Annotated in this window: 18 protein-coding genes; 15 read left to right on the top strand and 3 right to left on the bottom strand. The window is 62.9% G+C overall.

All coding sequences use genetic code 11. From position 1 onward, the window contains the following. Positions 1-22 precede the first annotated feature (22 nt). The 5 genes from M0D64_RS02620 (at position 23) to M0D64_RS02600 (ending at position 5,193) form a co-directional block, all read left to right on the top strand. The gene (locus tag M0D64_RS02620; RefSeq protein WP_266256506.1) at positions 23-1,579 is read left to right on the top strand and encodes a protease pro-enzyme activation domain-containing protein; all 1,557 of its coding nucleotides are present in this window, start codon (positions 23-25) and stop codon (positions 1,577-1,579) included. Between the two features lie 223 nt (positions 1,580-1,802). Then, positions 1,803-3,467 carry a S10 family peptidase gene (locus M0D64_RS02615; protein ID WP_154564313.1) on the top strand — a complete coding sequence of 555 codons (1,665 nt, stop codon included), beginning with the start codon at positions 1,803-1,805 and terminating at the stop codon, positions 3,465-3,467. Between the two features lie 253 nt (positions 3,468-3,720). Then, entirely contained in the window at positions 3,721-4,374 is a 654-nt protein-coding gene (locus M0D64_RS02610; protein ID WP_266256505.1) for a hypothetical protein, read from the top strand. A gap of 400 nt (positions 4,375-4,774) precedes the next feature. Next, positions 4,775-4,921 carry a hypothetical protein gene (locus M0D64_RS02605; RefSeq protein ID WP_266256504.1) on the top strand — a complete coding sequence of 49 codons (147 nt, stop codon included), beginning with the start codon at positions 4,775-4,777 and terminating at the stop codon, positions 4,919-4,921. Positions 4,922-4,926: 5 nt separating this feature from the next. After that, positions 4,927-5,193 carry an RNA-binding protein gene (locus tag M0D64_RS02600; protein ID WP_154564309.1) on the top strand — a complete coding sequence of 89 codons (267 nt, stop codon included), beginning with the start codon at positions 4,927-4,929 and terminating at the stop codon, positions 5,191-5,193. Between the two features lie 136 nt (positions 5,194-5,329). On the opposite strand, the gene nadE is transcribed toward M0D64_RS02600, so the two are convergent. Next, positions 5,330-6,190, bottom strand: coding sequence for an ammonia-dependent NAD(+) synthetase (gene nadE / locus M0D64_RS02595; RefSeq protein WP_266256503.1), 861 nt, complete (start codon positions 6,188-6,190; stop codon positions 5,330-5,332). A gap of 417 nt (positions 6,191-6,607) precedes the next feature. Between nadE and M0D64_RS02590 the strand changes: the two genes are divergently transcribed. Beyond that, positions 6,608-7,624, top strand: coding sequence for a L,D-transpeptidase (locus M0D64_RS02590; protein WP_266256502.1), 1,017 nt, complete (start codon positions 6,608-6,610; stop codon positions 7,622-7,624). An 87-nt stretch (positions 7,625-7,711) separates the two neighbouring features. Here M0D64_RS02590 and M0D64_RS02585 read toward each other — a convergent pair whose 3' ends face one another. Continuing rightward, entirely contained in the window at positions 7,712-9,271 is a 1,560-nt protein-coding gene (locus tag M0D64_RS02585; RefSeq protein WP_266256501.1) for an AarF/ABC1/UbiB kinase family protein, read from the bottom strand. A 175-nt stretch (positions 9,272-9,446) separates the two neighbouring features. On the opposite strand from M0D64_RS02585, the gene M0D64_RS02580 reads away from it, so the two are divergent. Further along, a complete protein-coding gene (locus M0D64_RS02580) occupies positions 9,447-10,202 on the top strand; it encodes a DeoR/GlpR family DNA-binding transcription regulator (protein WP_266256500.1) in 756 nt (251 codons plus the stop codon). A gap of 103 nt (positions 10,203-10,305) precedes the next feature. On the opposite strand, the gene M0D64_RS02575 is transcribed toward M0D64_RS02580, so the two are convergent. Beyond that, the gene (locus M0D64_RS02575; RefSeq protein ID WP_266256760.1) at positions 10,306-11,415 is read right to left on the bottom strand and encodes a 2-aminoethylphosphonate--pyruvate transaminase; all 1,110 of its coding nucleotides are present in this window, start codon (positions 11,413-11,415) and stop codon (positions 10,306-10,308) included. A 375-nt stretch (positions 11,416-11,790) separates the two neighbouring features. Here M0D64_RS02575 and phnS point away from each other — a divergent pair, with 375 nt between their 5' ends. The 8 genes from phnS (at position 11,791) to M0D64_RS02535 (ending at position 20,001) form a co-directional block, all read left to right on the top strand. Next, positions 11,791-12,882, top strand: coding sequence for a 2-aminoethylphosphonate ABC transporter substrate-binding protein (gene phnS / locus M0D64_RS02570; RefSeq protein ID WP_266256499.1), 1,092 nt, complete (start codon positions 11,791-11,793; stop codon positions 12,880-12,882). Positions 12,883-12,970: 88 nt separating this feature from the next. After that, the gene (gene phnT, locus M0D64_RS02565) at positions 12,971-14,071 is read left to right on the top strand and encodes a 2-aminoethylphosphonate ABC transport system ATP-binding subunit PhnT (protein ID WP_266256498.1); all 1,101 of its coding nucleotides are present in this window, start codon (positions 12,971-12,973) and stop codon (positions 14,069-14,071) included. Then, positions 14,049-14,993 carry a 2-aminoethylphosphonate ABC transporter permease subunit gene (locus tag M0D64_RS02560; RefSeq protein ID WP_154564295.1) on the top strand — a complete coding sequence of 315 codons (945 nt, stop codon included), beginning with the start codon at positions 14,049-14,051 and terminating at the stop codon, positions 14,991-14,993. Before phnT ends, M0D64_RS02560 begins: the two co-directional genes overlap by 23 nt. Continuing rightward, the gene (gene phnV / locus M0D64_RS02555) at positions 14,983-15,846 is read left to right on the top strand and encodes a 2-aminoethylphosphonate ABC transport system, membrane component PhnV (protein WP_266256497.1); all 864 of its coding nucleotides are present in this window, start codon (positions 14,983-14,985) and stop codon (positions 15,844-15,846) included. Before M0D64_RS02560 ends, phnV begins: the two co-directional genes overlap by 11 nt. A 93-nt stretch (positions 15,847-15,939) precedes the next feature. Further along, positions 15,940-16,674: a phosphonate utilization associated transcriptional regulator gene (locus M0D64_RS02550; protein WP_266256496.1), complete on the top strand. Its 735-nt coding sequence runs from the start codon at positions 15,940-15,942 to the stop codon at positions 16,672-16,674. A gap of 57 nt (positions 16,675-16,731) precedes the next feature. Then, positions 16,732-17,988 (top strand): phosphonoacetate hydrolase, encoded by a 1,257-nt coding sequence (gene phnA / locus M0D64_RS02545; RefSeq protein ID WP_266256759.1) that lies wholly within the window; start codon positions 16,732-16,734, stop codon positions 17,986-17,988. After that, positions 17,985-19,436, top strand: coding sequence for a phosphonoacetaldehyde dehydrogenase (gene phnY, locus M0D64_RS02540; protein ID WP_266256495.1), 1,452 nt, complete (start codon positions 17,985-17,987; stop codon positions 19,434-19,436). Before phnA ends, phnY begins: the two co-directional genes overlap by 4 nt. A 4-nt stretch (positions 19,437-19,440) precedes the next feature. After that, entirely contained in the window at positions 19,441-20,001 is a 561-nt protein-coding gene (locus M0D64_RS02535; RefSeq protein WP_266256494.1) for a phosphonate degradation HD-domain oxygenase, read from the top strand. The last annotated feature ends 310 nt before the right edge of the window (positions 20,002-20,311 follow it).

The raw sequence follows: 20,311 nt of genomic DNA, 5'->3' as shown, positions 1-20,311 counted from the left end.
CGCTAACAGGAGAATCGACACCATGGTCAATAGACAACCGCTGCCGGGAAGCGAGCGCACGGCGGAACAAGGTTCGACAGTCGTTGGGCAATGCGATCCGGCAGAACGGATCGAGGTTTTCGTGATGCTGCGCCGTCAACACCAGGCGCAGTTCGACGCACTGATGAGCAAGATCGAAGCGGGCGACCCGAGCGTCAAACCTCTATCGCGGGAGGCCTTTGCAAGAGATTACAGCGCCGCTCCGGACGACATCGCCAAGGTCAAAGCCTTTGCAACTGCACACGGCCTGACGGTGGTGCGGGAAGATCCGGCAGCGCGCCAGGTGGTGCTGAGCGGCACGATCGCGCAGTTCCAGACCGCCTTTGGCGTCAAGCTGGAACACTACCAGCACCACACGGCGGGCCAGTTCCGCGGCCGCACCGGCACGATCAGTGTGCCGGACGATTTGCACGGCATCGTGCAAGCCGTGCTCGGCCTCGATAACCGGCCTCAGGCGCGGCCGCACTTTCGCATCCGGCCGCCGTTCCAGCCGGCCAAAGCGCATCAGGCGTCCTTTACGCCGCTCCAACTCGCGTCCTTGTATCAGTTTCCGCAGGGCGACGGCAGCGGCGAATGCGTCGGCATCATCGAACTTGGCGGCGGGTTCAACACGTCCGACCTCACGAGTTACTTTGCGAGCTTGGGCGTTGCTTCACCCAAGGTGAAATCTGTCGGCGTCGATCAGGGTAGCAATCAGCCGAGCGGCGACCCGAACGGGCCCGACGGCGAAGTCACGCTCGACATCGAGATCGTCGGTGCGATTGTGCCTGGCGCGACGATCGCGGTCTATTTCACACAGAACAGCGACGCCGGTTTCATCGATGCAGTAAGCCGAGCGGTGCATGACGCGACTAACAAACCCTCGGTCGTCTCGATCAGTTGGGGCGGCCCGGAGTCGAACTGGACCAGCCAGTCGCAGCAGGCGTTCAACAGTGTGCTGCAAACGGCGGCAGCGCTCGGTGTGACGGTCTGCGCGGCGTCGGGCGATAGCGGCTCGAGCGATGGTTCCAGCGGCGATCAGGTCGACTTTCCTGCGTCGAGCCCTTACGTGCTGGCATGTGGCGGCACGAGCCTGACCGCGTCGGGCACATCGATTTCGCACGAGGTGGTGTGGAACGACGGCGCACAGGGCGGCGCAGGCGGCGGTGGCGTGAGCCGGACCTTTCCGGTGCCGGTGTGGCAACAGGGTCTGTCGGCCACTTCATCGAGCGGCGCGAAGACGGCGCTCAGCGGGCGCGGCGTGCCGGACGTCGCCGGCGATGCATCGCCCATCACCGGCTATAGCGTATTGATCGACGGCACGCAGACGGTGGTCGGCGGCACCAGCGCGGTTGCACCGCTGTGGGCGGCGTTGATTGCGCGGATCAACGCGGCGAAGGGGCAACCGGCCGGTTTCATCAACCCCAAGTTGTACAAGGCGCCGGCCGCGTTCAACGACATCACCCAAGGCAACAACGGCAGCTTCGCCGCGTCGCCAGGCTGGGATGCGTGCACGGGGCTCGGCAGTCCCAATGGTCAGAAGGTGGCGGCGGCACTATAGTCTGATGAGTCGCGGTTCAGTTCGGAACGCGCCTCGCTGATTGCCGGCTCCGGCGCTCACCGGCTGTCCGCGCTTGGTCCCGGTGCGTTGCGTTCTGGCCGCAGGCGGTACGGTGCTTGCCTTCAGGAGACGCAGGCAACGCAGGACACACGAGTGACATCAAGAGACATCGAGACACATCAAGAGAGACACACCAAGACTTTAACGAATCCATGGAGCGATCATGACGAACACCGAGTCAGCTTCCGTTAGTCCGCAGTCGTCACACAACACGCATGCTTCGCCCGCGACGGCCGCCGCCGGCACGTCGCACAAAGCCGGAGATCAGCCGTTCTTCGACCCGGTCGCGTATGGCAACGGTCCGGACGATTCCGTCACCGATACCTCGGAAACAGCCGCGGTGACGCACCATTCGACCACGATCGGCGGCCAGAAGATCAACTACACGGCGACGGCGGGTCACCTCGTCATTGTCGACCCAAGCAGTTCGCAGCCTGAAGCCAAGATGTTCTACGTCGCGTTCACGCAGGACAACCAGAAGGAGGAAACCCGCCCGGTAACGTTCTTCTACAACGGCGGCCCGGGTTCGTCTTCGGTGTTCGTGCTGCTGGGCTCGTTCGCGCCGCGCCGCATCAAGACATCGATGCCGGGCTTTACGCCGCCCGCGCCATATTCGATGGAAGACAACCCGGACAGCCTGCTCGACAAGAGCGACCTCGTCTTCATCAACCCGGTCGGCACCGGCTACTCGGCGGCCATTGCGCCGAAGACGAACCGTGCCTTCTGGGGTGTCGACCAGGACGCCGACTCGATCAAGCAGTTCATCAAGCGCTTTCTCACCAAGAACAATCGCTGGAATTCGCCGAAGTACCTGTTCGGCGAGTCTTACGGCACGGCGCGCAGTTGCGTGCTGGCGTACCGGCTGCACGAAGACGGCGTCGATCTGAACGGCATCACGCTGCAATCGTCCATTCTCGACTACACGCAATCCGGCAACCCGGTCGGCGCGTTGCCCACAACCGCGGCGGATGCGTGGTATCACAAGAAACTCGGCATTGCGCCGCGGCCAACCGACCTCGGCACGTTTGCCGAAGAAGTGGCGCAATTCGCGCGCACCGACTATCTGGCGGCGCTGCGCAAGTTTCCGACGACGGATTCCGCAACGGTCGAAAAACTCAGCGAATACACCGGTATCGACAAAACCACCTTGCTCGCCTGGAGCCTTGACATCGCGTCGTACGACAGCCGCGGCAATTCGCTGTTCCTGACCACGCTGCTGAAATCGCAGGGTCTCGCGCTCGGCGAATACGACGGCCGCGTGACGGCGATCAACACCGGCATCGCCGGCAAGATCGACCCGAATTCCGGCGGCAACGATCCGACCATGACGGCGGTGACGGGCGTCTATACGACGATGTGGAACGTGTATCTGAATGAGCAGTTGAAATACACGTCGAATTCGGCGTTCACGGACCTCAACGATCAGGCATTCCAGTATTGGGACTTCAGCCATATCGATCCGACCGGCGCGCAGAAGGGGCTCGACGCGAAGGGCAACATCATTCTGTACACCGCCGGCGACCTTGCCGCCGTGATGGCGCTCAATCCTGACCTGAAGGTGCTGTCGGCGAACGGTTTCTTCGACTACGTCACGCCGTTCTATCAGACCGTGCTCGATCTGCAGCAAATGCCGCTTGTCAGCCAGCAGGTCCGGCAGAATCTGTCGGCGCGTTTTTATCCGTCGGGACATATGGTCTATCTCGACGGTGGTTCGCGCACCGCGCTCAAGGCGGATCTCGCGAAGATGTACGACACGACGGTGTCCAATACCCAGGCGCTCTTCCGTATCCGCGCCTTGCAGGCTCGGGTGGTGCAAAAGGCGAAGTAGCTTGCGGTTGCGCGGTGCCTGAGCCGTGCCTGGACGCGGCTCAGGCAACTGCGCCGCCTTTGTACCGTGTGTCGACACGGTCCTGCCACGTGTATTCGTGCACGCCAGGACCGCGCTGGCGTTCACTTGCGAGCGCCTTGGGGCGCATCTTCACTAACCTGCGTCTGTATGCCTTTTTCGCGCAAGGATTTTGAATGTGTTTTAATTAGTCTGCGAATTGAACTATTGCGCGCCGCTGCCGGCGCGCCAACGAATGAACGCAGGCATTGCAGACGGGCGCCGCATCATCTATCACAGCGACGCAACCAGCAGGACATACCAGACGGTTCCGCCGACGCCTGCGCGCCGGTGGAGTGCGGCGCGTCCCGGCCGCAAGATGCGTCTTGCGTTCCTGCTTGGTTTCACCGCGATATTCGCCTTGCGCGTCGGTGAAGTCCAGGCTCAGGATTCAGCGATGCTCGACGAGCGCGTCACGCAGGAGTCGGTCGGTGAAACGATTTGCCGACCCGGCTATGCGGACACGGTTGCACCACCGTTCGACGAGTTGATGGCCCACAAGGACCGCATGCTTGCCGCGCGCGGCATCACTGCCGACAACGGTCCCGCTTTCGCGCTGGACAGGCGCGTGCCCATTGTGCTCGGCGGCTCGCCGAACGCACCCGCCAATCTCGATCTTCTGCCGTGGGCAGGCCAGCAGGGCGAGCGTCGCAAGGCGCGCGCCGCGGTCATGCTCAAACGCTGCGTTTGCGAAGGGAAGCTGAGTCTCGCGGAGGCGCAAGCCGCGATTGTCGGTAACTGGTCGGTGGTCTATTCGGGCTTTAGCCAGACGTCTTGCGATGTGAGCCGTCTCGATGTCGCAACCGGCGACAGCAACGGACGAGGCGACGGTCGCGACAGCGTGCCATGAGGCCGCCTGTCTCCGACGGCGTCGACGCTTCGTCCGCGGTGCTGGTTCACGTGCCGTAAGGCAAGAATGCATGGTGGGTGAGCGCGGCGAACGTGCAAGCGGCGGACTGATCCCGACGATCAGCCCGCCCTTTGCGCACGTCCCCCGCAGGATGCCGCTGGCGATGCATGCCGCTGTCCGGTGCGGCCCGATTTTTGCGCCCAGCGTCCGCGTCTGGTGCGTGTACCGGGCCTGCACCACTGAATGAACATGTGTTTTGCTATTTTTATCGCTGCTTATTCAGGTACAGTGCATTAACGGAAGTTTTTCGTAGGTCCGTTTTACGACATTGTGTCGCGTCGCTTTTGTTGTCGATTGTGGCTATCCTGAAAACAGGACGAAATTCGAAGGGGAGATTTAAATGATTGCCTTCTATCTGACATTGGCTGCTGTGGGTGCCGCCGGCGCCGCCTTGATCCGCCAACTCGCGGCTACTCAGGCGAAACAGCGTGCAGCGCTGCGCCCGGTGCGAGTGCAGGCTGCGGATCGCAGCGCGCGCCGAGGGTAGGCGGCATGAACCTGATCGTGCGCAATATCGCGGAATCGTGCAGCGAGCAGGAAGTGCGGGAATTCCTCAAGCGTGAGCTTGGGCATTACGCGAAACACGTCGAGGTGGTCGACGCCGGAAAACCCAGCGCCTACGCTACTGTCGAGTTAAACGCGGAAGTGCCGTATGTGGGCGAGGTGATCGCGCGGCAGATTCACGGCAAGCATTTGGGCGGCCTGACGCTCGAGGCCAGTGCTGATCTGTTTAGTGACGACACACCGCCTGCTCACTGAGTCTGTCGCAACCGCGTTTGCCGATTGCTTCGAATGCGCCGCGTGGGGAGAACGCGCTGCGTCAGGCGCAAATTCCTGACGGGCATCCTCCCCGCGCATTCTGGTTGTTACTTCCCTTTTCTTTACTTCCCTTTTCTCATTCCCCGCCTGTCTTCACTGGCCAATCGAACGGCGTGTAGGGCAGCGCCCGCTTGTGCCGCGTGACGTCATAGAAGCGCAGGACCGTTGCGCGCGCCGCGTCGCTCACCGGTTTGCCTTCCAGAAAGTCGTCGATATCATCGTAAGGGATGCCGTATGCGTCTTCGTCAGGTCGTTGTGGACGCAACATTTCCAGGTCGGCGGTCGGTACCTTGTGCGCCAGCGATTCGGGTGCGCCCAAGGCTTTGGACAGTGCCCGCACACGACGTTTGTTCAGGCCAGTGAGCGGCAGCACATCGGCGCCGCCGTCGCCGAACTTCGTGAAAAATCCCATCACCGATTCGGCCGCGTGATCCGTGCCGATCACCACGCCCGCCCGTGCGCTGGCTACCGCGTATTGCGCGATCATTCGCTGGCGCGCCTTGATATTGCCGTGGACGAAATCCTGCTGGGAGTCGTCGTTAAATCGCACACTGCTGTTATCCAGTGCGGCGAGCATTGCATCGGCGGCGGGTTTGATATCGATGATGAGATTTTCGTCCGCGCGAATGAAGCTCAAGGCCTGCTGCGCGTCGGCTTCATCTTTTTGCACGCCGTAGGGCAAACGGATCGCGACGAAACGCGCGTCGTAGTGTTCGGCGCGCAGCCGCTCGACCGCGAGTTGTGCAAGCCGACCAGCGGTAGTCGAATCGACGCCGCCGCTGATGCCTAGCACGTAAGTTTTCAGGCCGTTGCTGCGCAGATAGTTCGCCAGAAAGGCGACCCGGCGCTCGATTTCCTGTGCGGCGTCGAACTCGGCGGCGACATGCATTTCCGCTGCGATGCTTGCCTGGCGTGCGGCTGGGTCTTGTTGCGTCATGTTCCTCTTTCCTCCATGTGCGGTAACGCGAGTGTCGACCACGAACGCTCGCGCGGATTGCACGAGCGACCGGTCCACGAACGAGCCGATTCCGCGAGCATGTCGTGACGAATCGGTTTCGCGGTTTTATCGCGGATATTGGCTTTCAATTCACTTCGCGCTGCTTTTAAGACCGCGGCGCAGAGCGTCGAATATCGGTTGTTAATACGGTGATATGGGTGAATTAGCCGAGTCTTCATCGACAGATGCCAATGTGCTTAGTAACATCCTCGTTCCGAGCGCCGCCGTGAGCCGGCGAGCAATCAATAATAATCAGGTTTGCTCAAATACGCGATGAACTACCCCAATTGGCCTCGCCAGCCTGCACCGGACCGCAGTACTTCCGCATCGGTAGATCGTCGAAGCGAAGTGGTGTGTATGTCGGATTTACGCTTCGTGCCGAGTTTCGCGCGCGCCGTTGGTTCAGTGCGCTATCTGGCGCGCGTGTTTGCGGCTGTCTTTTGCGCGGCGTCATGTGGCGCCGCTATCGCGGCGTCGGGCACAGCCTCAGCCTCGGCTTCGGGCAGCACGTCTGCCCGGCCGCCGGCATCCGTAGTGGCGAACCGCCCGGCGCGCGCGGTCGACGCGTCTGCGGTTGCCGCGCCCGATGCGGCCGGCGTGATCGACCCGCGTCGCGCGTTTCTGCTGCGGGACGTGTTCGCGCAAGACGTCACGCGTCGGCTGAAAGTGCCGGCCACGGAGCAGCGCGCCTATGCCGACCGTCTGCAAACGGCGCTCGGCGAGCACATGCTCGGCAGCCTGTCGGGCGAGTATGTCGTGCTGGTCGATCGCAACGCGAACGTGCAGGCGCTGTTCATCTATTTCCGGGCAGCGCCGTCCGACAGTTGGCAGATGATCGGCGCTTCGCCGGTCTCGACGGGCCGGCCTGGCGAGTACGACCACTTCATCACGCCGCTCGGCGTGTTCGAACATACGCCGTCCAACATGGACTTTCGCTCGGAAGGCACGCTGAACGAGAACCACATCCGCGGCTACGGCAAGCGCGACATGCGGATCTTCGACCTCGGCTGGGCGCAGGGCGAACGGGGTTGGGGCAAGGGTGGCATGTCGCAGATGCGTTTCCAGATGCACGCCACCGATCCGGACCGGCTCGAGCCGCTGCTCGGTATTCGTCATTCGAAGGGCTGCGTGCGGATTCCTGCTTCGCTCAATGCGTTTATCGACCACTACGGCATTCTCGACGCTGAATATGTCGCGCTCGTCGAGTCCGGCAAATCGCTGTGGGTATTGAAAAGCGATCGCCAGGTGACGCCGTGGGCGGGGCGCTACATCGTCGTGGTGGATTCGGCGCGCAAGAGTCGCCCGGCCTGGGCGCCAGCCCCGGGAAGCAAGGTGCGCGCGAAAGTGCCGGCCGGCGCCGACACAGCGGATTAGGCGGCGGGTTAAGCGGCGGGCGAGGGTGCTGAGCCGATATCGAACTGCCGGGACGCAAGACGCGCGTCTTGTTCGAAGCTGCAATCATCACCACATCAGCAATACCGTCCCCGCGCCGAGTACTCCGCCGCACACCGCGCACGCCCACAGCAGCACACGCGTGCGCCGATATTCACGGCTGATATCCAGCATCAACTGTGCATTCTGCTGCGGGGTGCGGGCGCGATCGTGCTCATGCTGCAGATAGCGCACGGCCAGTTGCGGCACGCGCGGCAGCATATGCGCCAAATGCGGCAACTCGCGCGAGATGCGCTTGATCCAGCCGCGGTGATCCATGTCGCGCCGCGCTATGCCCGCCAGCACGCCGCGTGTGACATTCCACGTATCGACGCCTGGATGCAGCGCACGCGCGAGCATTTCCGCCTGCTGGAACGAGCGCTGGGCGGTGGCGAGCCGCCCGGACACGGCGCCGTCGAACGGATGCACGGCGTGCAGCAGATGATGAAAGAGCGAACCCGCCGAGCGGTCCTCCGGCGCGGCTGCGAAGTGCGCTTCGGCGCGCGTGCGCAACTCGGCTTCGAGCATCTCCTTGCGCGTGTCGTCGGACACATGACCGGCGTCGCGATGCAGTTCGGCGAGCCGGCCGTAGTCCTGGTCGAAGAGGGCAGTCGCGCCGTGTACGAAGAATTCGCGCTCGCCGGTCGACAGACTCGACATGATCGAAAACTCCGCCAGCACGAGACGTCCCAGTGTGTCCGGTTCGATGCTCACGCGCACCTTGCGCGCATCGAGCGTCGCGTGAAAGAAGCCGTGCTCGAATGCCTGTTCAGTCACCACCTCGACGATATGCGCGGCCAGCGGCGCAAGCTTGACGTGATGCAAATGCAGGCCGGGCAGGTCGCTGGCGGCCAAGGTGCTGACGCGTTGCATCGTCAGCGTCTGGTTGGTGCACAGGTCCCAGATCACGACCGGCACGACGATGCGCCGGTCGCCGTCGAAATGATGGCCGGTCTGGCTCAGATTGGCGGCTTCGGCACGCAGATCGAAACGGCGCAGGATTTCGTCGGTGAAGGTCTGCGCCAACGTACGCAGTTGCAGGCGGCGGGCCGAGCCGGAAAATTTCTCCAGCCAGCGCGCGACCCAGCGCAGAAGCGCGAGTTCGTCGCCGATCTGTTGCAACTGATCAGCGCGCACTAGCTTGATGGCCACTTCGCTATGGCCGTTGACCGGCACGATGAGCCGCGCGAAGTGCGTCTGTTCGGCAAAGCCGCCGCGCACCGGCACCAGATCGACTGCGCTGAAGATCGTGGCGAGCGGCCGGCCGAATGCGCGTGCCAAAGCCTGTTCGGATTCCTGCGGCGGCAGCGGGGCTTCGAGATGATCGATTGCGTCGATGGCATCGTGCAGGGTGCCGGTCGCGAGTTCGGGCCGCTCGACCAGGGTCTGCGCGAAGCGGCTTGCGAGCGGCCCGAGCGCGGGCAGCACGCCGTGCAGGCTCGCGCCGCTGCGCCCGGCCGCGTGCACGCGGCCGATCAGCTCGATCATCCAGTGCAGTTTGTGGTCGGATGGGGCGGCAAGCCAGATCAGGCGTGCGCCATAACGCAACGCGTGGAACAGCAGCAGTAAACGGCGAAACAGTGGCGGCATCGGCAGTTCGGTTGGCGGACTACGCGGCTTCGACAGGCGTCGGCGCGCGGCCAGGGCGTTCAGGTTAGCAGGTAAGCGCCGTAAGAGGAGCATCCCCGCGCCACGCGTAATACAATACCGCGGCCTTCTCCAATCGTGGCGAAACCCAAGCGTGCCGGCTCCCGGCCTCCAATAGATGCTCGCAGAACAACGTCACCAATACATCCTGGCGCAAGTCGCCAAAACCGGCGCGCTCTCGGTCGCTGAACTGGTGCGCGAACTGAATGTGTCGCGCGAGACGATCCGCCGCGATCTGAATGCACTGGCCGGGCGCGGTCTGCTCGTCACGACCCACGGCGGCGCGCTATCCAGCGACCGGCGCGAGCCCGACCTCGATACGCGAGAAGCCGCCAACGCCGGCGCCAAGCGGGCCATCGGCGAACGCGCGGCCGAGTTCGTGCCGGACGGCGCCTCGCTGATCATCGATTCGGGCAGCACCACCCAGGCGGTGGCCCGGGCGCTGCTCGACCGGCATCGCCTGTCCGTCTATACGAACGACTGGCGTATCGCGCTGCTGCTTGGCCGCCGCAACGATAACCGCGTGACGCTGCTCGGCGGCGAACTGTCGGATATCGAAGACGCCACCTTCGGCCTCGACACGGTCCATCAGTTGACGCAGTACCACGCCGACTTCGCCTTCATTGGCGCGGGCGGCATTTCGCCGGACGGCTACCTGACCGACTACAGCCGCATGGCCGCCGAAGTGCGCAGCCGTATGATCGCCGCCGCCGACACGGTGGTGGTCGTCGCCGACCACTCGAAGTTCGGGCGCGTGACGCCGGTGCGCATCAACGGTATCGAATCGGCGCGCTATCTGGTCACCGAATTGGCGCCGGAGAAGGCGCTCGGCAAGGCGATCACGGTGCATGGGCCGGAAATCCTGATCGCCTGAGCGGCTGCGCCCACGGAGCACCCGAGCGGCTGGCGGCCTGGGCGCGTGAGCGAGCGCCCCACGTACCTGCGCACCACGGCCGCTCCGCGGCATCCACGTCACTTCACTTCACGCGAATCCCAAGCCATTTCAGCGCACGGTCGATCGCGGCGACCGCGTTACGCAGTTCGTTCGCATCGATCGCGCCGATGCAACCCACGCGGAACGTGTCCACTTGCGTCAGCTTGCCGGGATACAGCACGTAACCCGCCTCGCGCACCGCGGCATAGAAGTTTGCAAAATTCCACGCGGGGTCGGCCGGCGCGTAGAACGTGACGATCACCGGCGCCTGCACATCGGGTTTCAGAAACGGTTCGAAGCCGAGCGCTTTCATGCCGCTTACCAACGCCGCACAGTTCTGCGTATAGCGCGCGCCGCGTGCCGCTTGTCCCCCTTGCGCGATGAACTGATCGAGCGCCTGACGCAAAGCCGCGACCACATGAGTCGGCGGCGTGAAACGCCACTGCGTCGTCTTCTCCATATAGACGTATTGATCGTACAGATCCAGCGCGAGCGACGGCGAGCGTCCTTCGCTCCGCTCCAGCACGCTGCGCCGCACAATCACGAATCCCATGCCCGGCACGCCTTCCAGGCATTTGCCGCTCGCCGAGATCAGCGCGTCGATGCCGCCGCGCCGTAAATCGATCGGCAGCGCGCCGAACGAACTCATCGCGTCGACGATCAGACTTTTGCCGTGCCGCTGACACACCGCGGCGATATCGTCGAGCGGATTGAGCAGGCCGGCGCTCGTTTCCAGATGGACTTGCGCAACGTGAGTGATACGCGAGTCGCGATTCAGGGCGTCTTCGATGGCGGCCGCGCTGACCGGTTCGTCCTCGCGCAGCGTCAGTTCCACATAAGCGATCCCCATTCGCTGCAATATTCGGATCAGACGGGCACAATACGCGCCGTTGTTCGGAACCAGCACGCAGCCTTGACGCGGCACCAGCGTGCCGAGCGCCGCTTCGACCGCGAACGTGCCGCTGCCTTGAAGCGGCACGCATACATAGTCACTTTCACCATGTACGATTTTGACCAGGTCAGCGCACACGCTATGGGTCATACGGTTGAAAGCGGCGTCCCACGAGCCCCAGTCACGCAGCATCGCCTCGCGGGTTTGCAGCGAAGTGCTCAACGGGCCCGGGGTCAACAGGATCGGATCGTTTCCAGGAATCACAGAGCCTCCGTCATCAGATGAATGTCCGTCGCCCGGGGAGGGTGACGAAAGGATTGATTTGGATATTATTGGCGAATTGTGTCAATTGTTGGAATTCGACAGAATGGTCATGGCGTTGTCATGGAAACCTGTGATCCTTGCCGTGCCCGTTCAGGCATGGCCGGCAGCGCGAGTGTCATAGATGAGCTGTAAGTCAGGCTGGAGAAGAAGCGGCAAAGTTGTCGGCAATCTGCAATCCGCGCGAATTCAGGCGAAACTGCACGGCAACTGGCTGCGGGCAACACGCAAGCGGCGCGGCGCTACCGCCGTTCAATCACAACAGGTATCGGGATATCCCGACCGTCTGGTTTTTTGCCTTTCGGAGAGAGCGACATGACAAAGACGAATTCCCTTCACGCCACGGCTGGCCTCGCACGCAAACTGTTGCCGGCGCTGATCGCCGCGGCAGCATTCGGCGGCACGGCGATGCAGGCCCATGCGGCTGACGCAGTGGTGCTGTACACCGCCGACGGCCTCGAAAACCTCTATAAGGATGTGCTGCCGGCCTTCGAAAAGAAGGAAGGCGTGAAGGTCAACATCGTCACGGCAGGTAGCGGCGAAGTGGTGAACCGCGCCACCATCGAGAAGGATCAGCCGAAGGCCGACGTGATCGTCACGTTGCCGCCGTTCATCCAGCAAGCCGACCAGAGCGGCCTGCTGCAGGCTTATCAGAGCGCCAACTACAAGAACGTGCCGGCGATCGCCAAGGCGCCGAACGGTTCGTGGGCGACTTTCGTGAACAACTACTTCTCGTTCGCGATCAACCCGGACGTCACGAAGAACCAGCCGAAGACCTTTGCCGACCTGTTGCACCCGGACTACACCGGCAAGGTCGCCTACTCGAACCCGGCTACGGCTGGCGACGGTATGGCCGTGATCATCCTGACCACGTCGCTGATGGGCGAAGACAAGGCGTTCGACTATCTGAAGAAGCTCGAAGAGAGCGCCAAGTTCCACACCAAGGGCACGGGCTACCTCGACGTGCTGCTCTCGCGTAACGAAATCGCCTTCGCCAACGGCGACCTGCAGATGGATCTGGACGATGCAGCGAACGGCGGTCTGTCGCTCAAGCCGATTTTCCTCGCAGCCAAAGCCGGCGATAAGCCGACCACCTTCCAGTTGCCGTACGCGATCGGCCTGATCAAGAACGGCCCGAATCAGGCAGAAGGCAAGAAGCTGATCGACTACCTGATGTCGACCGACGTGCAAGCCAAGGTGCCGGATATCTTCGGCATCCCGGGCCGCACGGACGTGCCGCTCGCCGGCAAGAACGGCGAAGCAGTCAAGAAGGCGATCGCCGGCGTGACGCTGATCCCGGTGGACTGGACGCAAGTGATGGCGAAGAAGGCTGACTGGACGGCACGCTGGAAGAGCGACGTGATCGGTTCGTCGGGCAAGCAGATCGAAGTCGTCAAGCCGAAGTAAGCCGGACCGTTCGCCATTGAGTCAGGCGGCGCCCTCGCATTCGTGCGGGGCGCCGTATCAGCATTAATCCAGTTGGAGGATGAACCCGGTGAATACGGCCAGTCTTGCTCACCCAGGCGCGCTCGGCGCCTCACCGGACGCGCTCGACGGCGCGCGTTCGAACACGCCGGGCGGCGTGCAGATCGACCATCTGACGGTGCGCTTCGGCACGCGCACCGTGCTCGACGATCTGTCGCTGACCATTCAGCGCGGCGAGTTGCTCACCGTGCTTGGTCGCAGCGGTTGTGGCAAGACCACGCTGTTGCGCTTCATCGCCGGGTTCATCGAAGCGGACGGACTGTCGGGCACCTTGACCGTCGCCGGTCACGACCTGACGCACGTGCCGCCGCATAAGCGCAATCTCGGCTTGCTGTTCCAGAGCTATGCGTTGTTCCCGCATTTATCGGTATTCGACAACGTGGCTTTCGGGTTGCGTGCGCGCCGCACGCAGTCGAAGGATGTCGCGCGACGTGTCGCCGACGCGTTGAAGCTCGTGCAACTGGGCGACGCCGGGCATCACATGCCGGCGCAATTGTCGGGCGGCATGCAGCAGCGCGTGGCGCTCGCGCGTGCGCTTGTGATCGAGCCCGATGTGTTGCTGCTCGACGAACCGCTTTCCGCACTCGACGCCAATCTGCGCGCCTCGGTGCGTTCCGAACTGAAGGCGCTGCACGAGCGTCTGCCGAATCTGACGATCGTCTGCGTGACGCACGATCAGGACGACGCGCTGGTGCTGTCCGACCGCACGCTGCTGATGCGCGAAGGCCGCATCGCGCAACTCGGCACGCCGCAACAGTTGTACGACACGCCGAACGACGGTTTCGTCGCGCGTTATCTGGGCGCGGCCAATCTGTTGCCGCCGCAGGTCGCATTCGGCATGGACGACGTGCGCTACAACGAGCGCGAGCGGGTGGCCTGTCTGCGTCCGGAAGCGCTGCGTATCGTGCCGCTTGGCGAGGGGCAATTGCACGGCGCGATTACGTCGGTCGAATGGTACGGCGCGGTGTTGTCGGTGTCGATCGCTCTGGACGCGATGCCTAACGAGCCCGTGCTGGTCACCATGCAGCGTGGCCACGGCATGATGCCGGAGAAGGGCGCGCGTGTTTCCCTGCGTTATGAGGCTGACGATGTCGTCCTTATCAACCCCTGATACCCCAAATTCGATCAGCGAAGCCGCTGCCGATGCCCGCCGCAGCGCGAGTGCGGCCTCGCACACGGCGGCGGTGAAGCGACGCGAACGCGCGGCGCAATGGCACCTGCTGTTCCTTGCGGTGGTCGTGCTGGGTCCGCTGGTGATCTATCCGCTTGTACGTCTGGTGCTGTTGAGTTTCACGGGCCCGCACGGTTTGAGCCTGCAGGCCTACTCGGCGTTTTTCGGCAATCCGGAAACGCGCGGCGTAGTCGGCACCACGCTGTGGATTCTGTGTGTGAGCGCCGGGCTCGCATCGTTGCTCGGTATCGGCCTCGCGTCGCTATTGTTCTTCAAGCCGTTTCCCGGCGCGCGCATGGTTACGCGTTTTCTTGAGCTGTTCGTCGCGTTCCCGTCGTTTCTGGTCGCGTTCACGCTGATCTTTCTGTACGGCTCGCAAGGCTCGGTCAGCATCGCCTTGCAGCAGCTGTTTCATCTCGAGGCGCCGCCGCTCAATTTCCTGTTCGGCGTGGGCGGCGTGATTCTCGCGGAAGTGGTCTTCTACGCGCCGTTTGTCGTGCGTCCTACGCTGGCGTCGTTCGCCACGCTCGACATGCGTCTGATCGAAGCCGCCCGCAGTCTCGGCGCGAGCGGCTGGATGGTTGCATTCAAGGTGATCCTGCCGCTCGCGTGGCCGGGCATCGCCGCGGGCACGATCCTGTGCTTTCTGCTGACCTTGAACGAGTTCGGCATTCTGCTCGTGCTCGGCAGCGCGCATCTGATTACGCTGCCGGTCGCGATCTACAGCTCGGCGACCGTCGACCTGGATCTGCCGACCGCCGCCGCCGGCGCGGTCGTGATGCTGATCATGTCGTTGTCGCTGTACGCGTTGTACCGCCAGGTCAACCGTCGCAAGGTGAAAGGAGCGGGCCATGGCCGTTGAACTCGACCCAACCGTTTTGCCGGTTATGCACAAGAAGGCGCGGCCGGTGCGCCGCAGTCTGCCGGTACGCATACTCGGCAGTCTGTTTCTCGGCTTTGCCGCGTTGCTGTGCTTCTGGCTGTTCGTCCTGCCGGTGCTGGTGGTCGCGCTGTCGAGCGTGGCCGGGCACTGGTCGGGCACGATCCTGCCCGACAGCCTCAGCACGCGCTGGTTCGAGCGCCTCGGCTCCAGCGACTTCGACGCGCTGACGACGAGCCTCGCAATCGGCATGGGCGTTGCCGTGCTCGGCACGATTCTCGGACTGTGGCTGGCACTGGCGCTCGAAGGCCGTGACCGGCGCGGTCTCGGCGCGTTCGTCGACACCATCGCGATGATGCCCAACGGCGTGCCGAGCGTGGTGCTCGGGTTGGCCGTGCTGATCGCGTACCACAAGCGTCCGCTCGATCTGTCGAGCTCGGCGGCCATCGTCGTGTTCGTGCAGCTCGCGCTGGTGCTGCCGTTCTGCTACCGCTGCGCGGCCGCCGCGTTGCGTCCGGAATTGACCATTCTGCGCGAAGCGGCAGCGAGCCTGGGTGCGCCGCCGTCGATGGTGCTGCGCCGCGTCGTGCTGCCGCAACTGGTGCCGGCAATACGCGCGAGTCTCGCACTCGGCTTCGCGCTTTCGCTCGGCGAACTCGGCGCCACACTCACCGTGTACCCGCCGGGCTTTGCGACGGTGCCGATCGTGGTAGTCGGGCAGGTGGAGCGCGGGTATTACCTGCCGGCCTCCGCGTTGTCGCTGATTCTGCTGATGGTCTCGCTTGCTGCGCTGCTGCTGATCGCGGCGCGTGTCCCGCGCCGTCGGGTGGACTGACGGGCACCTTCTGATTGTTGTGTTTGCGTGCGCATGCCAGGCGGCGGGCACTCAAACGCGCAAACACATATCGATGTGGCGAAATTTGTCAAAATGACCGAATATATGCAAACTGCTTCTGTCGATCCGATTGAGGTTGTGCGCAGGCATTCGCTGACGACGCTGGTCCGCGACGAAATCGAACGGCACATCATCGAAGGGGCGCTCGCACCCGGCGACAAACTCAACGAAGCCGACTGGGCCGCGCGTCTGCAAGTGTCGCGCGGGCCGGTGCGCGAGGCGTTTCGCGCGCTGGAGCAAGCGGGCCTCGTGCGCACCGAGAAAAACCGCGGCGTGTTTGTGCGGACGGTGTCGCTGGCTGAAGCGGACGAGATTTATGCGGTGCGCGCGGTGCTTGAGGAAGCGGCGTGCCGGATGCTGGCTTCGCGTATCGATGCGCAGAAGCTTGCGGTGTTGCGTGAGTGGCTCGACGCGATGCGCGCCGCGCTCGATGCGCAGGATCACGATGCCTACGCGCGCGCCAACGTGGCGTTTCACGACGCGATCGTGGCGGCGTCGGGCAATGTGAAGCTGTACGAGACATATCGAAGGCTGGTGAGCGAATTGAGTCTGTTTCGCCGCGCCGCGCTGGTGGTGCATGCCGACGCGATGGAGCGCTCGCTCGCCGAACATCGTGCGATTCTGACGGCGCTGGCCTCGCGCGACGCCGAACATGCCGCGGCGCTGATGCATGCGCATGTGAACGGCGGCTTGCAGCGGGCGCGTGAGGCGTGCGAACCGGCGGGGCCGTTGGGCGCGGTGCAGATGTCGGCGGCATCGAACGATTGAGGCTGGCTGCAACGGATTGACCAGAGCACGCGTGCTCTCAACGGATGGAAGGTAATGATGGCAAACGCAAGCGAACGTACGATCGAAGTCAACGGCCGCAGTTACCGGCTGCCCTCGCAACCGACGGTCGTAGTGTGCGTCGACGGCTGCGAATACGATTACCTCGAAGCCGCGGTCGCGGCGGGCGTCGCGCCTTTCATCGGCAAGATGCTCAAGGGTGGCGCGGCCTTCAAGGGCGACTGTGTGATTCCGTCGTTCACCAACCCGAATAATCTCTCGATCGTGTGCGGTGTGCCGCCCTCGGTTCACGGCATTTGCGGCAACTACTTCTGGGACCCGGACGCGAACGGCGGCGAAGGCGCGGAAGTGATGATGAACGATCCGGCCTATCTGCGTGCGGGGACCTTGCTGGCTGCCGCTGCGGAAGCGGGCGCGGCGGTCGCCGTGGTCACCGCGAAAGACAAGCTGCGCCGGCTGCTCGGCTGGCAATTGAAGGGCATCTGCTTCTCGGCGGAAAAAGCCGACAAGGTGACGCGCGAAGAAAACGGCATCGATGAAGTACTCGATCTGGTCGGCTTGCCGGTGCCTGATGTGTATAGCGCGGGTTTGTCCGAGTTCGTGTTCGCCGCCGGCGTGCGGCTTGCTGAAACCCGCAAGCTCGACCTGATGTATCTGTCGACCACCGATTACATCCAGCACAAATGGGCGCCGGGTACCGAAGGCGCGAATGCGTTCTACGCGATGATGGATGGCTACCTCGCCAAACTCGATGCGCTCGGCTGGGTGATCGGCCTCACCGCCGACCACGGCATGAACGCCAAGCACGATCCGAAGACCGGCGAGCCGAATGTGATCTATCTGCAGGATGTGCTTGATGAATGGCTTGGTGCTCGCCGCGCCCGTGTCATCTTGCCGATTACCGATCCCTATGTCGTGCATCACGGCGCGCTCGGTTCATTCGCGACGATTTACCTGCCGCACGATGTGAGCGTTACGCAGGTGATCGAACGGATCGGCGGATTGCAGGGCATTGAAGTCGTGCTCGACAATCGCGCCGCGTGCGAGCGCTTCGAGCTGCCGAACGACCGCGTCGGCGATATCGTCGTGGTCAGTACCCGGCATGTGGCGCTCGGCACGCGTCGCGATGAGCACGATCTGTCCGGACTGACCGTGCCGTTACGCTCGCACGGCGGCATCTCCGAGCAGGAAGTGCCGTTGCTGTTCAATCGGCGCGTCGAGGGTTTGCCCTCCGGGAAACGGTTGCGCAACTTCGATATCTTCGACGTCGCGTTGAATCACGTGTCGTCATCATGAACGCCGTGCTGCGGGATCATCCGGCATTTCGGGCGGAAGCGCTGCGGCTTAAGGGCGAGCACGCGACGCGCTCGCGCACGCTCGATGTGTTCGATCCTTATACAGGGGCGCGGGTGGGCACGGTCCCGTTGGCGAGCATCGACGATGTACGCGCCGCGTTTGAATACGCCGCCGCCTATCAAGCGAAGCTCACGCGCTACGAGCGCTCGCAGATTCTCGAGCGCGCTGCGGCGTTGCTGCGGGAGCGGACCGAGGAGGCCTCGGATCTGATTTCGCTCGAGTCGGGTTTGTCGAAACAGGATTCGCGCTACGAGATCGGCCGCGTCGCCGATGTGTTCAAGTTCGCCTCGATCGAAGCCCTGCGCGACGACGGGCAGAGTTTTTCCTGCGATCTCACGCCGCATGGCAAGAAGCGCCGGGTGTTTTCGCAGCGTGAGCCGCTGGCGGGTGTGATCGTCGCGATTACGCCGTTCAACCATCCGATGAACCAGGTCGCGCACAAGATTGCGCCGGCTATTGCCACCAATAATCGTGTGGTTCTGAAGCCGTCGGAGAAGGTGCCGTTGTCGGCGTTTTTTCTGGCGGACATTCTTTATGAAGCGGGTTTGCCGGCACCGATGCTGCAGGTGCTGACCGGCGATCCGCGCGAAATCGCCGACGAACTGATCACGCATCCTTTGGCCGATCTCGTCACTTTCACCGGTGGCGTGGCGATCGGCAAATACATTGCGGCGAAGGCGGCTTACCGGCGCGTTGTGCTGGAACTGGGCGGCAACGATCCGCTGATCGTACTCGAAGACGCCGATCTCGATCGTGCGGCGACACTGGCCGTGCAGGGTTCGTATAAGAACTCCGGGCAGCGGTGTACTGCAGTCAAACGGATGCTGGTGCAGAAGAGCATCGCGGCGGATTTCACCGATCTGGTCGTGGAGAAGACGCGCGCATGGACCTATGGCGATCCATTCGACGCGTCGAATCAGATGGGCACCGTGATCGACGTCGCTGCAGCGCAACTATTCGAGGCGCGTGTGAACGAGGCTGTGGCGAGTGGCGCGCGCTTGCGCATCGGCAATCAGCGCGACGGCGCGCTTTATTCGCCGACCGTGCTCGATGGCGTCGACCCGTCAATGACGCTGGTGCGCGAGGAAACGTTTGGCCCGGTGTCGCCGATCATTACCTTCGATACGCTCGACGACGCTATCCGTATCAGTAACGGCACGCCGTTCGGCTTGTCGTCCGGTGTGTGCACGAACCGGCAGGACGCGATCACGCGCTTCATCAATGAATTGCGCGTGGGAACAGTCAACGTGTGGGAAGTGCCGGGATACAGGATCGAGTTGACGCCGTTCGGCGGCATCAAGGATTCCGGGCTTGGCTATAAGGAAGGTGTTCAGGAAGCGATGAAGAGCTTTACCAATCTGAAGACCTTTTCATTACCGTGGGAGTAAGAACGTGGCATTGAGTCTGAACGACATCCGTTCGTTATATGAGCAATACGGCAAGCTCGCATATAGCGGTGAGCCTGTGACGCAGCTTGAACATGCGCTGCAAAGCGGCGCACTGGCGGAAGAGGCGGGTGCCGACGATGAACTCGTCGCCGCCGCGTTTTTGCATGACCTCGGCCATCTGCTGAATCTGCAAGGCGAAACGCCGACCGAGCGGGGCATCGACGATCTGCATCAGTATTTCGCGCTGCCGTTCTTGCGGCCGGTGTTGTCGGACGCGGTATTGGAGCCGATCCGCTTGCACGTCGACGCCAAACGCTGCCTCTGCGCAATCGACGATGCGTACTTCGGCCAGCTTTCCGCCGATTCGGTGCGGAGCCTTGAATTGCAAGGCGGCATCTTCAGCAAGGAAGAGGCTGAGGCGTTCCTGCAGAAACCCTACGTGGAAGACGCATTGCGTCTGCGTAAATGGGACGATCGCGCAAAAGAAGAGAACCGTGCGACGCCGGGGCTCGATCATTTTTTGAGCGTAGTCGAGCGCGTGATGCAGAAGCACGTGACCACGTGAACGAGGTGGTTTTCGGTTGAGCTTCGGGTGAGCTTGTTGTGCCACTCGTTTTCAATTCTCGCGCCATTTCTGGCGCAGTCCATGCGTATCAAAATAACGCTTGCAAGGGGCCGTCCGGCTCGCTAGAATCTCGCTCTTTCGTGCTTCGGACACCGGGGCACGGGGAGCGGGAGAGCCAGCAGTGGCAAGGCTTTGCGCGATGTGGGCGGGTTCAGGAAGTTAGAAAAACCTGTTGACGGCGTAGCGAAAGTTCTTCATAATCTCGTTTCTCTGCTGCTGATGCAGCGACGCAGAACGAAGCGGTGCCGGG

This window comes from Paraburkholderia sp. WS6, from assembly GCF_030464835.1.
GTDB lineage: Bacteria > Pseudomonadota > Gammaproteobacteria > Burkholderiales > Burkholderiaceae > Paraburkholderia > Paraburkholderia madseniana.
Note: the sequence above shows the minus strand (reverse complement) of the source record. Positions and strands in the feature narration are given on the sequence as shown.

What these genes read in the sequence shown, in the direction of transcription:
- phnY (WP_266256495.1), top strand. Translation starts at nt 17,985, where the DNA reads ATGAACGCCGTGCTGCGGGATCATCCGGCATTTCGGGCGGAAGCGCTG.
- phnS (WP_266256499.1), top strand. Translation starts at nt 11,791, where the DNA reads ATGACAAAGACGAATTCCCTTCACGCCACGGCTGGCCTCGCACGCAAA.
- M0D64_RS02605 (WP_266256504.1), top strand. Translation starts at nt 4,775, where the DNA reads ATGATTGCCTTCTATCTGACATTGGCTGCTGTGGGTGCCGCCGGCGCC.
- M0D64_RS02560 (WP_154564295.1), top strand. Translation starts at nt 14,049, where the DNA reads ATGTCGTCCTTATCAACCCCTGATACCCCAAATTCGATCAGCGAAGCC.
- M0D64_RS02550 (WP_266256496.1), top strand. Translation starts at nt 15,940, where the DNA reads ATGACCGAATATATGCAAACTGCTTCTGTCGATCCGATTGAGGTTGTG.
- M0D64_RS02610 (WP_266256505.1), top strand. Translation starts at nt 3,721, where the DNA reads ATGAACGCAGGCATTGCAGACGGGCGCCGCATCATCTATCACAGCGAC.
- M0D64_RS02615 (WP_154564313.1), top strand. Translation starts at nt 1,803, where the DNA reads ATGACGAACACCGAGTCAGCTTCCGTTAGTCCGCAGTCGTCACACAAC.
- phnV (WP_266256497.1), top strand. Translation starts at nt 14,983, where the DNA reads ATGGCCGTTGAACTCGACCCAACCGTTTTGCCGGTTATGCACAAGAAG.
- nadE (WP_266256503.1), bottom strand. Translation starts at nt 6,190, where the DNA reads ATGACGCAACAAGACCCAGCCGCACGCCAGGCAAGCATCGCAGCGGAA.
- M0D64_RS02585 (WP_266256501.1), bottom strand. Translation starts at nt 9,271, where the DNA reads ATGCCGCCACTGTTTCGCCGTTTACTGCTGCTGTTCCACGCGTTGCGT.
- phnA (WP_266256759.1), top strand. Translation starts at nt 16,732, where the DNA reads ATGGCAAACGCAAGCGAACGTACGATCGAAGTCAACGGCCGCAGTTAC.
- M0D64_RS02590 (WP_266256502.1), top strand. Translation starts at nt 6,608, where the DNA reads ATGTCGGATTTACGCTTCGTGCCGAGTTTCGCGCGCGCCGTTGGTTCA.
- M0D64_RS02600 (WP_154564309.1), top strand. Translation starts at nt 4,927, where the DNA reads ATGAACCTGATCGTGCGCAATATCGCGGAATCGTGCAGCGAGCAGGAA.
- M0D64_RS02580 (WP_266256500.1), top strand. Translation starts at nt 9,447, where the DNA reads ATGCTCGCAGAACAACGTCACCAATACATCCTGGCGCAAGTCGCCAAA.
- M0D64_RS02620 (WP_266256506.1), top strand. Translation starts at nt 23, where the DNA reads ATGGTCAATAGACAACCGCTGCCGGGAAGCGAGCGCACGGCGGAACAA.